Genomic DNA, 11,425 nt, shown 5'->3' on the forward strand with positions numbered 1-11,425 from the left:
GAATCTTCAGATGAATAACTTTTCCGTAATCCTTCAGCAACGAATGACGATCCTTATTTAACTAACGAACCACCCGTATGAACGGATTCGTCCACATGAGACTGTTTTTTCGTTCTTTATCTTCTCGAATCGTACGGATTCGTTCACGTGGGATTGGACTTTCGCTCTTCATCTTCCCGTATCAAAATGAGCCTGTTTTGAAACATCCTTGTCCAAAACAGGCTCCGCTTTTTTAACTTAATAAAATTCCATATGATCCTTTTCTTCTCGATAATACGCCATCCTATCTTCCAGTGTCCCTGTATGAAACTCAAATTTATGCCCATCTGGATCAGTAAAATAAATGGAGCGTTTATCCTTTTCATCTCGCTCTCGACCGGGAAGAATATTCACATGGAACGAACGTAACTTTTCTACCATTGTATCGAAATCTTCTTCATCAACAGAGAAAGCAATATGTGTATATGATAGATGGATTTCCTCACGCGAAATATCCTTTTCTTCATTTAATGCAAGCCATATCCCATTTAAATCAAAATAGGCAAGGCTCCTTCCCTTAACAAGCAGCTTTGCATCAAACACATTCCGATAAAATTCAATTGATGCTTCTAAATTTGATACAGAAAATAAGAAATGATTCACACCTTTAATCGCCATCAGCTCTTATCCACAACTTTACATAACCCATAAACATTCGTATCATACGACCGTCCATTTTGATGAATATAATTTTTCAACACACCTTCATGCTGAAAGCCCATTTTTAGTAAAAGTTCATTGGAAGCTGTGTTTTCCAGAAAAACAACGGCACCAATTCTCATGAGTCCTAGCTCTTCAAGTCCATATGTAACAATCTCTGAAATTGCCTCTTTAGCATAACCTTTGCGCCAAAAGTCCGGATGGATTTCATAGCCAATTTCCGTACGCTTATGTGTTGGTGACCATGCATTCAGGCCAATCGTACCGATTAATCCTTTTGTTCCCTTTCTCTCCATTCCCCAACGAATCCCTCGTTTTTCCTCATAATTTTTTGCAAAAAGATGGACCATTTGCTTTGCCTGATCAACTTTTACAAATGGTTCTTGCCCATAGTACCTCGTGACTTGTTCATTAGAAAAACAAGAAAAAATGTCGCCCGCATCTTCTTCAACTATTTCTCTCAATTTCATTCTCTCTGTTTCTAAAACCGGAAACATATAAATCTCCCCCTTTTAATACGTCCGAACCGGCGATATGAGTTGCAGAAACGATGGATTACCGACAGGTTGTATGAATATTGGACTCATTGATCCGCCAAATTGTATCATTATCTCTTCTTCCTGAATTACCTTTAATGCATCCTTTAAAAAACTTCCGTCTAAAGAAATACTCAGTTCCTTCTGTCCTTCAACCATTTGAATCGTTTGGGTTTCCTCAATCTTTCCTATTTCCGATGCCAATGACGAAATCTTTATTTTATCCCCTTCTACAATCGATAGATTCACATTATTATTTCTCCATTCACTTGCAAACAAACAGGCACGATCTATTCCTTTTAAAAATTGATTGGTAGTTAATCTATTTCTTGTTTTTGATTCCTTTGGAATGAGTCCAGCCGTATTCGGATACACACCATCGATTAATCTTGAATATAAAGTCATGTCCTTTGACTGAAAGACAATATAATTGTTCGTTATGAACAGCTTTAATTCCCCTGAATCTATAAATAACTTCGTAAACTCCAGTAAGCTTGACCGTGGAACTATGATAGAAGCATTCACATCGGATTCTATAGACAGTTCTCTCCTAGACAGTCGATGTGAATTTGTTGCAACAACAACAAGTTTGTCATCTAAAAAATTCATATGAACTCCCGTTAATACTGGCTTCATTTCGTTTGATGAGGCAGCAAACATCGTCTGTTTAAATAGTTCGATTAATTCATTACTTCCTATCTTTATACAGAAGTTTTGCTGAATATCCGGAAGTCTTGGATAATCATCCGCATTCAAGCCACTTATATGTGTAATAATTTCATCAGATTGAATCGTAATCAACTGCTTTTCATTTGCTTTCATATGAACATCAGATGGCAATTTCTTAACGATTTCACTCAAGTAGTTGGCCGGAATAACAATACTCCCCGGTTGTACGATTTCTAAAACTTTGACTCCATCAATCATTAAAGGAATTCTTTTTTCAATGATGATACCCGAATTACTTCCGATTAAAATAACACTTTCCTTATTAACGACTATCTTAATACCCGTTAAAATCGGCAAAGGCGTTTTCGAAGAAATTCCTTTCCTCACCTCTGAAATCGCCTTATTGAAACAGTCGTTATTAATAATAAACTCCATCTCCACACCCCTTAGGAACCTTCATTCAAAATATTTCTTCTATTATCTTTTAAAATGAGCAATTTCTCCTCATACGGTCTTAAAAGCTCCATAATTTCAGGTTTGCTTTTCTTTTCGAAATAAGCATTCCAACCGAACATCTTTTTAAACATGTCAAACGACGGTTGATAATTCGCTTTTTCGCGTCCTAATTTTTGTCGTATATATCGTTTAATGATTCGATAAGTCCTTATTGAATAATCCGTATCCAGAAAGATTATTAAGTCCGCTTTTTCCCAGCTCGGGGATACCCATGGATGATGGACACCTTCGATAATCCATGCTTCTGACCTTACAATATCGGTAAGATACTTATCTCTTTCCTTCTGCCCCCTTTGCACATCACCGGATTTTGTCCTTATCCATACAACATTATCTAATTCATAAAATGGGATGTTCAATTTTTTAGATAATGATCGGGCTAAAGTTGTTTTTCCACTACCAACTGAACCGATAATATGAATTCTATTCGGGATTGCTTTCGACACTCTTTCACCACTTTTCAACATTATATTTACCTTTTCGACCTTCCTTCTAAAAAAGGAATTCTACATTGTAAACAAAAATACCTTTTTGAGATCCTTTTTTCAGACGGCTACATAAAAAAATCAACAGCAAATTAAACTGTCGATTTTTTAATAATTAAATACGTTCATGCTTTAATTTACTAAGTAATTGAAAAATCTGTCCTCTATGATGGGATTCGTGCTCAATTAAGTGGTAGACGACCCATTCAGGTGTGACATCGTATTTTTCAAGGACCCTTGGTTTCCGCCAATCTATAAGATCCATTGTACGAAAATGTGAAAGAAAAACTTCACGTACCTTGTTAAGACGATCAAAATGCGCTTCCAAACTTTGTCCTTCGATATGGGCTAATGAATCGTCATCAGAACGGCATTCGAACGGAAACAACTCTCGTATTTCTGGGTCCCATTCAGTACATAACACTTCCTCATATAACCAATCGGCTTCGATTAAAGCGATATGATATAAAAGTGAGCCAATCGTTTGTCTTTCATCGATTTTTGTATCAAGATCGCTTTGACTAATTCCAGATAATCTCTGTTTTATGGTGCGTCGAACATCTTCTAAACACCATAGCCAACGGCCAATTTCTTCTTCATATCCTGCTAAAGACGATACGAATAGTGATTTTTTCTCCAAATTTATCTACCCCTTTTTAAAATGGTCTACAAATCTTGTTTGCACACAATACCATATTCTAGGTAAACCTTTAATAGCGTTAACGCCTCTCCCCAACCTACAGCGCACCCTAAATAAGCAGCTAAGTCCTTTTCAGAACTAGAGTATCCCGTTTCTCTTAGCCTTACTAGAGTTCCATCTTTATATTTCTCAAGTTTAATAGATACTGTAGTTATACTTTCGCCCGGAGACCATTGAAAAACAAATGATTTATTAGGGATTGCCTCAAGTATTTTACCGCCATCCTCAATATTCTCTTTTTTGCTGCCGAAATCAGTCCATTTTAATCGAATATCACCAGTTCCCTCAGAATTTAGTGTGAGAGAAGTATCATCTGTAAACCATGCATTCCATCCTTCAGGAGAAGAAAGTATTTCATATACTTTTACTTTCTCCACCTTTATATATGTACTATGCTCGATTTCAGGCATATTTTCCAACCTCCTTATACCATCCCAATGCTTATCTTTATATTTCGATAACGAGTCGTTCTTTTCCTTTAATATACGATTCTATATCATAAGGATATACTAGCGACAAGTGGAGGAGCTGTTCCTTTCTCGACTTTGCCTATCGTCCCTCAAATATTTGGTCCTATTTTACCTACGAGATATATGGTAGATGGGATGAGAGTCTTGCTTTTTTATTGTGGGAGGCTGCAAGCAGGATTCTGAACAGCATCATTGGCAGTAAATTTCTTTATTACACTAGCAATCTTCCTTGCATTAAGAAATTCAAGCTTTTAAAAGAGCCATTTGATCTATAATAAAAAATGACTATCAACTACTACACTTTTTGATAGTCATTTTTCTTATATCACTAAGGTTTGTGCAAACATCTTCTTTTTAATCTACACCGAAAGCTTTTTTACCCTTTATTCTTTATTGTCATTTTTGGAATCCGAATCTATCCCTAAAGATAAATAATCCGTTTGGGATATGACATCGATCTTATATCCATCCTTTTCATAGATTGTTAAAGAACCTTCTTCAAACGTCTTTTTCCAACCTTTAAGTTTGATGATAAGAAGATATCTTAAGGGAAGTCCTTCTTCCTCCGAAGCAGGTGACCAATCATACGCCTCAAAATCCGCCCTACTTTTCGTTAATTTTGCATGTTTCGGTACAGGAAATCCTTTAAACTTTTTAGATTCTTCATATGAAAAAATAGTTATAGAACTTAACAATACGATGAAAACTACAAATAAAAGCACAATTAGTCCAATAACTTTTTTCTTTTTTATGTTAATCTTCCTCTCTATTACATTTTGATTATTCTATATTTTGCATAACCCGTTATTGCATTAAAGCTACGTTTTAAATAATCATTATCATGGCCGGAAAGTAAGAGATTACTACTTTGCTTTTCATAAATCCACATTGTATGAGAATAACGGTCTGCCCCTGGCTTTTTAAATTGAATTACGTCTCCAGATTTTGCATTACTAATAATAGAACTTTTACTTGTACTACTATATCCTTTTTGTGTTCTCACTAAATGAGCATAAAGATCCGATACTACAGTCCAAGATTTACTCCATCCCCAAGAATTATCAGGACGTTTTTTCATATACCAATACTTCGAATCAGTTGTATAAGATGGAAGATGCATAGGATAGACTTCTCTTCTTCCACCTTCTGCTAATATTTGAGAAACAAAATTTGTACAATCATTACCGAATTCAGGGTAGCCCTTATTATAATTTTTATAATATTTTTCTGCATAAGCTCTTGCATTTTTTAAGTTAATTGTCCCAGTAGCCTCTGGTTCATATTGTCCTAATAATTCAGCCGTTGCTTCTTCTTTCTCTATTTCTTCTTTCATCTCACCTAACGTTGTTGCCTTAATAGAATTATTTTTTTCACATAAACCAACCCCTTAAAGTAATGTTATAAAAGCTAAAGACTCCCAATTTTCTGATTACTATTATAAAAAGTTTCTTTACCTACCACAATATAAAATAACAAAAACGGTAAAAAATAACTAAAAAAAAGGATTATACCCATACCTTTAGTACTATATCTTATACTATATGATAGTACTTGAATGATTTAATCAATTCATTTCTGTTCTTCTATGTAATCACTGGCCTTGTTTAGATGCAGCCAGTAGGAAATTAGTCTATCAAATTTTTGAAATTCTCTCCTCCATTACTTAAAAAGAATCATAAATAATTGTTGTGTTCTAAATAATTTAAAAAGTGGGATAAAAATTGAATCTGAACATCAAATATTACAAGCAAAGGAGGAAATAATTATAAAGAAATACTTATTGTTGATAGGTTATATGCAATTATCTTGATACTGGCTGCCTGTACAGATAAAACAAATTTCTAATAAATTTGAGGCACAGCATTTTAAAGGAAAAAGTGATTGTTGGAAGGTGATATTGAATGTTGAAGATGAGTAGAGTAGACTTTATAAAATCTCGTATATCGGAGAGGGTAGTACTCCATCTGTTTTTAATTATAAGATAGATGGTTCTTCTTATGAAAAAGCTACTGATTTTGAAGAAGGAGAATTAAAAAATCAAAATGAATGAATTTTGGATTGATTTTGCTTGGACTGGTGCTTGTATTCCAATCGACACCACCATACCCGTCACGATTCAATTGGAAAGAAAAACAGATTAACTAATATTGAAGAATACTATAAGGTAAGTAGTGATGGATTTTTCTTCCTAATGAAAAAAAGCGACGAATTCAAAAATGAATCTGTCGCCTTTTTGCCGAAATTTTACTATAAAATAGCTTTTAATCTCCTAATCTATTTAAAGCAACCACCAATTAATTTAGATTCATATTCACAAGAATCTTACATTGAGAACGATCTTTTGTTAATTTTTCAAAGCCTTTTTCTACAATGTCATCTAACGCAATTTGACTTGTAATGACTGCGTTGCCGTCAATGACGCCACTAGCAAGCAGGCGAATGACTTCCGGGAATAAACGAACATATGCATAAGAACCACTGATTTTCGCTTCTGTTCTTACAATCATATTTGGATCAAAATTGACTGGTTTTTCCCATACACTGACAATCTTGAATTCACCGCCTGGGCGCACGGAACTTACGCCACTTGTAAATGTCGCTTGTACACCTGCTGCGTCAAAAGCTACATTTACTCCACCGTTCGTTTGTTCACGGATAAAGGCAACTGCATCTGTACCGATTGGATTAATCACATGTGTAGCACCAAGTTCTAATGCTTTTTGACGACGTTCTTCCGAAACTTCCACGATAAAAACTTCACTTGCTCCCGCTGCTTTAACCGCTTGTAACAACAATAATCCAATTGGACCTGCACCAAATATTGCTGCAGTATCTCCAAGCTTTAATTGACTTTGACGGACAGCATGAACCGCAACAGCTGTTGGCTCAACAAGTGCACCAAGCTCTAAACTCATGTTTTCAGGCAAGTGGAAAATATTCTCTTCCTTCACAACTGCAAATTGAGCAAATCCACCTGAAACTGTGTATCCATATCCTTGACGCTCTGTACATAAATTTACAAAGCCTCTTTGGCAATTATCACATTCTCCACAAGGAATAAGTGGTTCAACAGCAACTCGATCTCCTACTTTTGTATTGGTTACTCCTTCTCCTACCTCCACTACGACACCCGAAAACTCGTGACCTAAAACAGGTTGAGTACGCATTGGATAAGTTCCCGCTAAATACTCATGCATATCACTTCCACAAATGCCCGCATATTCAACTTTTACCTTCACCATTCCATTTTCTAGTACAGGTATTTCTGCTTCTTCCACTCGTATATCTTTTGCTCCATATATTTTTGCCGCTTTCATCTTTCCTACCTCTTTCCCTTAGTAAGTCCATTAATAATAAAACTTACAGCCAGATCCGCTACCTGTTCAGGAGACAATTCCGATTGTGTTCGATTCAAAAATGAAATATTAAAAGTATGCATTAAAGTTCCCATCACAAAGTTCACTGCTAGATCGATTGGGGGAAATTGAATTGCATTTTCATCGTGACACTTTTTTAAAATCAACCGAAGTTGCTCCCAAGAAGGAAAAAACACATCTGTCAGCTTCTCTAATCTTGGACTATTCATCACTAACTCTTGTTGTAAAATACTAATTAATTCATGTTCTTCATTTCTAAAAATAACAAACTGTCTACAAAAGATTTTAAGTGCACCTAACGGATCGGATAAATCATAATTCATATTTGCAAACAATTGTCTAATCGGTTCGAACATTTCAAAGAAAACATTTTCCTTCCCTCCAAAATGATACGAAACGAGAGCCAATGAAACATTTGCTTCATTACAAATCTGTCTTACGGTTGTCCCTTCATAGCCTTTTTTCGCAAATAATTTCTTTGCTGCTTGAAGAATTTGATCTCGGACAACCTTATTTTTGTCATTACTTTTACTCTGTTTTAATTGACTCAGCCCCTTCATTGTTTTTATAAAGGCTCTGTTGTATTAGGTTGTTGATTTTCGCTCCAGACACTTCGCTTTCCGCAGGGGACTTCCCTACCCCTGCCTCCCGCTCAAACACTTCAGTTTTAAAAGTAAATAATATCCTTTAAATGGGGTTCACCAGTTATTCTTCAATATCCGCTACTTTGACGAGTTGCTTACCGAGATTAGCCCCTTTAAAAAGGTCAAGGAAGGCGTCGATAATATGGTCGAATCCTTCGGTAATGGTTTCTTCATATTTAAGTTTGCCTTCGTTTAACCATTTGGCAAGTGCGGTACCGCCTTCTTTAAATCGGTTAGAGTAATCTCCTAGTGTAAATCCTTTCATAAGGGCACTTGTTTTGATAAGTGCAGTTTGAACGCGTGGTCCCATATCAATATCGACTTTATTATAGGCAGAAATTGCCCCACAAACCGGAATACGCGCAAACTTATTAAGAAGTGGGAATACAGCATCAGAAATAACGCCACCAACATTATCAAAATAGATGTCGATTCCATTCGGACAAGCTTTTTCTAATGCACTAGGAACATCTTCCTTTTTATAATTAATTACTGCATCAAATCCGAGTTCATTTAAAAGGTAGCGACATTTTTCTTCTGTCCCGGCAATCCCCACGACACGTGCCCCTTTAATTTTCGCAATTTGTCCAACGGTCGATCCCACTGCCCCAGCAGCTCCAGATACGACAACGGTTTCTCCTTCTTTCGGCTGTCCAATATCAAGCAGGCCAAAATATGCTGTTAATCCTGTCATTCCAATAATACTAAGGTTCGCTGTTACAGGAGCTAACGTCGGATCAATTTTTCGAATCTCTCTCTCGTTCGCAATCGAATATTCCTGCCAGCCTAGAGTACCAATGATTAAATCACCTTTAGCAAACTGTTCCGACTTTGATTCTACAACTTGGCCAATGACTCCACTTGTAATGACCTCGTTTAATTGAAATGGTGGAATATATGATTTTACATCCTGCATCCTTCCACGTAAATACGGATCAACTGAAATATATACGGTACGTATCAGTACCTCACCATCTGACGGTGTTCCAATTGGTGCTTCAATAAAAGCAAAATCCTCTATCGAAGGCGTTCCAATCGGACGTTTTGCAAGCTGAATTTGTTTTTGCATTTGACTCATTATTACTCCTCCATTCAGGAAAGGGATTATTTGTTCTGATTTTATAGGCATATCTCTTTTACTATTTTGAACATTTGTTTTGAACAATTGTTCAATTCCAAGTATACTCCTGCTTATTTTTTTGTCAATGAACACGCGTTTTACATTAAAAAGACTGCTCATTTGCAGTCAATCTCAATGATATTTTAGACATCCTTGCTCAAAATATCCTCTTTAGTTTTTGTTTTGGTCAGATATTATAGTTAAACAGAGTATAAAAAGTGGATTCGACATATTCTCGAATCCACTTTTTTTATTTTCTTTTCTTTTGTTAATAGAAGATACCGTTGAATAACCCTTATTTCCTCGCTTCACCCTTCTGAATGAGATTAGTCCCAAAATCCCCCATCCGAATGAATAATCTGCCCCGTGATCCACTCCGCCTCATCACTTGCCAAAAAAGCGATAATGCGAGCAGCATCTTCAGGTTGTCCGATTCTCCTCATCGGGAATTTAGGCAATAAATGTTCTTTTAACTTATCACTCATCCAGCCCGTATCAGTTGGACCTGGGTCAACAGCATTAACAGTAATGCGATGTTTCGCAACCTCTAAGGCCATCGTCTTCGTAAATGTCGAAATCGCCCCTTTGGTCGTCACATAAGCTAAGTTACCCGGTTCCGGTGACTTAGCTTGACCCGAAACGAGATTAATCACTCTGCCACCGTGCTTTCCTTCAATTCGTCTTGCAAATTCCACTGTAAGCATACATGTTCCACGAACATTTACAGCATAATGACGGTCCAGAATATCAATTGTCATTGCTTTATAATCTACATCAATACTATATGTCGCATTATTCACTAGAATAGAAGGCAAACCTAATTGATTTTCCACTTCATTTAATAGATTCCCAGGTCCATCTGGCAGACTAAGATCAACCTCTAATGATCCGACCCGTACACCCATATCCTTCAATTCCCCCTCAAGCTCAGTTGGAAAATCTTCTTCGATATAATAGTCCATTTGCCGATCATATTGGCGAAGATGGGTAAAAAATATATCCGCCCCCCTTCGAGCAAGCTCTAAACAAATCGCAGCACCAATCCCATTTCGACGACTAGCCCCCGTAACGATGGCAATTTTCCCTTTTAAATTACTCATTTCCTTCCCCCTTTTGAAACATAATTTTGGATAAATTAAAGAAGGTATAGTACAATTGCACCTCTTGTATTTTTTACTCAGAGTACAGTATCAAGTTTAAATGTCCTTATAAACAAATTCACGGTATTTTACAAATCCGTTTTTCTTATAAAAGCTTTTTGCTATCTCGTTATCGCACCAATAGTCTAATTCAATTTTATTTATCCCATTTGCACGTGCAATATTACAGATTTCGTCCATCAATCTTGAACCGTAACCTTTTTTGCCTTGATTTTCTGAAATACTAATTTGATGCACATATACAGATTTATACGCTTTTTTAAAAGGGTTATCCGGATACTCTCTTAATTCTATCCACGCATAACCTAAAGGCTGCTCATTTTGTTCCAAAATAAGAAACACGAATTCCTCTATATCAATAATACTTGCAAAGAAAGCCTTCACCTCTTCAAAGTTATATTCTTTAAAGTGCTTGGGATATAACTTTATGTGCAAATCGTGTACATGCTTATTCAACTTAGCAATTAGTTCGAAATCATTAGTTCGGTTTATTTTCATATTAGGTCTCCCATCTCAAAAAATAGGTATATATTTTAACTTAGTAATCCAACCTCGGACTAGATAACAAACTTAAACAATTTTATATGGATCTTTTTTTTCTCACCAAATAAGCCAAGATAAAAGAAAGAAAAGGCAGCGATATCGCAAGTCTTAACCAATTTTCCGCAGCGAAAAAGTAAAGCGACGGCAATATCACCGCAATTCCACTAGCAACCAACGCCCTCCACGATCTTGCCAGCAGTCCACCGATAAACAGAAATAAGTAAGCTCCCGATAATACCCAAAATAAAAGTCCAGTCCAATAGAACCCCATCCCCATCCCTCTTTCCTCGTTCGCTTATTATTGTATGTATATTCCTTTTTGATGGGGAAATTTCCTCCCTCTGATTGTATATTTCGGATTCGGGAATTTGATGCTGGCGTTGTGGAATTTGTTTCCATATCGAGTGGATTCATGCACATGGGGATTGATTTTCGCGCTTCGTCTTCCCTCATCTTGTGGATTCGTGCACATAGGGATTGATTTTCGATTAAGTCCATATAATTGT

At 36.3% G+C, this 11,425-nt stretch carries 14 protein-coding genes; all 14 read right to left on the reverse strand.

Annotated elements, in window-relative coordinates:
• Positions 1-237: 237 nt before the first annotated feature.
• Positions 238-657: a FosM family fosfomycin resistance protein gene (gene fosM, locus B5V89_RS05965; RefSeq protein ID WP_108070937.1), complete on the reverse strand. Its 420-nt coding sequence runs from the start codon at positions 655-657 to the stop codon at positions 238-240.
• On the reverse strand, positions 657-1,196 hold the full coding sequence (locus B5V89_RS05970; protein ID WP_108070939.1) for a GNAT family N-acetyltransferase: 540 nt from the start codon (positions 1,194-1,196) through the stop codon (positions 657-659). Before B5V89_RS05970 ends, fosM begins: the two co-directional genes overlap by 1 nt.
• Positions 1,197-1,211: 15 nt before the next feature.
• The gene (gene dnaN, locus B5V89_RS05975) at positions 1,212-2,339 is read right to left on the reverse strand and encodes a DNA polymerase III subunit beta (protein ID WP_066234880.1); all 1,128 of its coding nucleotides are present in this window, start codon (positions 2,337-2,339) and stop codon (positions 1,212-1,214) included.
• A gap of 11 nt (positions 2,340-2,350) precedes the next feature.
• Positions 2,351-2,866, reverse strand: a complete 516-nt coding sequence (locus tag B5V89_RS05980; protein WP_244913447.1) for an AAA family ATPase — start codon at positions 2,864-2,866, stop codon at positions 2,351-2,353.
• Positions 2,867-3,020: 154 nt separating this feature from the next.
• Complete coding sequence (locus B5V89_RS05985) at positions 3,021-3,545, reverse strand: DinB family protein (protein WP_107921042.1); 525 nt, start codon at positions 3,543-3,545, stop codon at positions 3,021-3,023.
• A gap of 26 nt (positions 3,546-3,571) precedes the next feature.
• Positions 3,572-4,015: an SRPBCC family protein gene (locus tag B5V89_RS05990; RefSeq protein ID WP_108070941.1), complete on the reverse strand. Its 444-nt coding sequence runs from the start codon at positions 4,013-4,015 to the stop codon at positions 3,572-3,574.
• Positions 4,016-4,458: 443 nt separating this feature from the next.
• On the reverse strand, positions 4,459-4,770 hold the full coding sequence (locus B5V89_RS05995; protein WP_133174962.1) for a hypothetical protein: 312 nt from the start codon (positions 4,768-4,770) through the stop codon (positions 4,459-4,461).
• Positions 4,771-4,844: 74 nt separating this feature from the next.
• Positions 4,845-5,408 carry an amidase domain-containing protein gene (locus B5V89_RS06000; RefSeq protein WP_108070943.1) on the reverse strand — a complete coding sequence of 188 codons (564 nt, stop codon included), beginning with the start codon at positions 5,406-5,408 and terminating at the stop codon, positions 4,845-4,847.
• Between the two features lie 961 nt (positions 5,409-6,369).
• Positions 6,370-7,392, reverse strand: a complete 1,023-nt coding sequence (locus B5V89_RS06005) for a 2,3-butanediol dehydrogenase (RefSeq protein ID WP_108070944.1) — start codon at positions 7,390-7,392, stop codon at positions 6,370-6,372.
• A gap of 5 nt (positions 7,393-7,397) precedes the next feature.
• Positions 7,398-8,012: a TetR/AcrR family transcriptional regulator gene (locus B5V89_RS06010; RefSeq protein WP_108070946.1), complete on the reverse strand. Its 615-nt coding sequence runs from the start codon at positions 8,010-8,012 to the stop codon at positions 7,398-7,400.
• A gap of 145 nt (positions 8,013-8,157) precedes the next feature.
• Positions 8,158-9,174, reverse strand: coding sequence for an NADP-dependent oxidoreductase (locus B5V89_RS06015; RefSeq protein WP_108070948.1), 1,017 nt, complete (start codon positions 9,172-9,174; stop codon positions 8,158-8,160).
• 368 nt (positions 9,175-9,542) lie between these two features.
• Positions 9,543-10,316 (reverse strand): SDR family oxidoreductase, encoded by a 774-nt coding sequence (locus tag B5V89_RS06020; RefSeq protein WP_108070950.1) that lies wholly within the window; start codon positions 10,314-10,316, stop codon positions 9,543-9,545.
• 96 nt (positions 10,317-10,412) lie between these two features.
• On the reverse strand, positions 10,413-10,874 hold the full coding sequence (locus tag B5V89_RS06025; protein ID WP_108070952.1) for a GNAT family N-acetyltransferase: 462 nt from the start codon (positions 10,872-10,874) through the stop codon (positions 10,413-10,415).
• 82 nt (positions 10,875-10,956) lie between these two features.
• Complete coding sequence (locus B5V89_RS06030) at positions 10,957-11,190, reverse strand: hypothetical protein (protein ID WP_108070954.1); 234 nt, start codon at positions 11,188-11,190, stop codon at positions 10,957-10,959.
• Between the last annotated feature and the right edge of the window lie 235 nt (positions 11,191-11,425).

It is taken from the genome of Heyndrickxia sporothermodurans (genome assembly GCF_003055045.1).
GTDB lineage: Bacteria > Bacillota > Bacilli > Bacillales > Bacillaceae_C > Heyndrickxia > Heyndrickxia sporothermodurans.

Coding starts and splice junctions, on each gene's coding strand:
- B5V89_RS05990 (WP_108070941.1), bottom strand. CDS start 4,015: ATGCCTGAAATCGAGCATAGTACATATATAAAGGTGGAGAAAGTAAAA.
- B5V89_RS06020 (WP_108070950.1), bottom strand. CDS start 10,316: ATGAGTAATTTAAAAGGGAAAATTGCCATCGTTACGGGGGCTAGTCGT.
- fosM (WP_108070937.1), bottom strand. CDS start 657: ATGGCGATTAAAGGTGTGAATCATTTCTTATTTTCTGTATCAAATTTA.
- B5V89_RS06015 (WP_108070948.1), bottom strand. CDS start 9,174: ATGAGTCAAATGCAAAAACAAATTCAGCTTGCAAAACGTCCGATTGGA.
- B5V89_RS06005 (WP_108070944.1), bottom strand. CDS start 7,392: ATGAAAGCGGCAAAAATATATGGAGCAAAAGATATACGAGTGGAAGAA.
- B5V89_RS05970 (WP_108070939.1), bottom strand. CDS start 1,196: ATGTTTCCGGTTTTAGAAACAGAGAGAATGAAATTGAGAGAAATAGTT.
- B5V89_RS06010 (WP_108070946.1), bottom strand. CDS start 8,012: ATGAAGGGGCTGAGTCAATTAAAACAGAGTAAAAGTAATGACAAAAAT.
- dnaN (WP_066234880.1), bottom strand. CDS start 2,339: ATGGAGTTTATTATTAATAACGACTGTTTCAATAAGGCGATTTCAGAG.
- B5V89_RS06000 (WP_108070943.1), bottom strand. CDS start 5,408: ATGAAAGAAGAAATAGAGAAAGAAGAAGCAACGGCTGAATTATTAGGA.
- B5V89_RS06025 (WP_108070952.1), bottom strand. CDS start 10,874: ATGAAAATAAACCGAACTAATGATTTCGAACTAATTGCTAAGTTGAAT.
- B5V89_RS06030 (WP_108070954.1), bottom strand. CDS start 11,190: ATGGGGTTCTATTGGACTGGACTTTTATTTTGGGTATTATCGGGAGCT.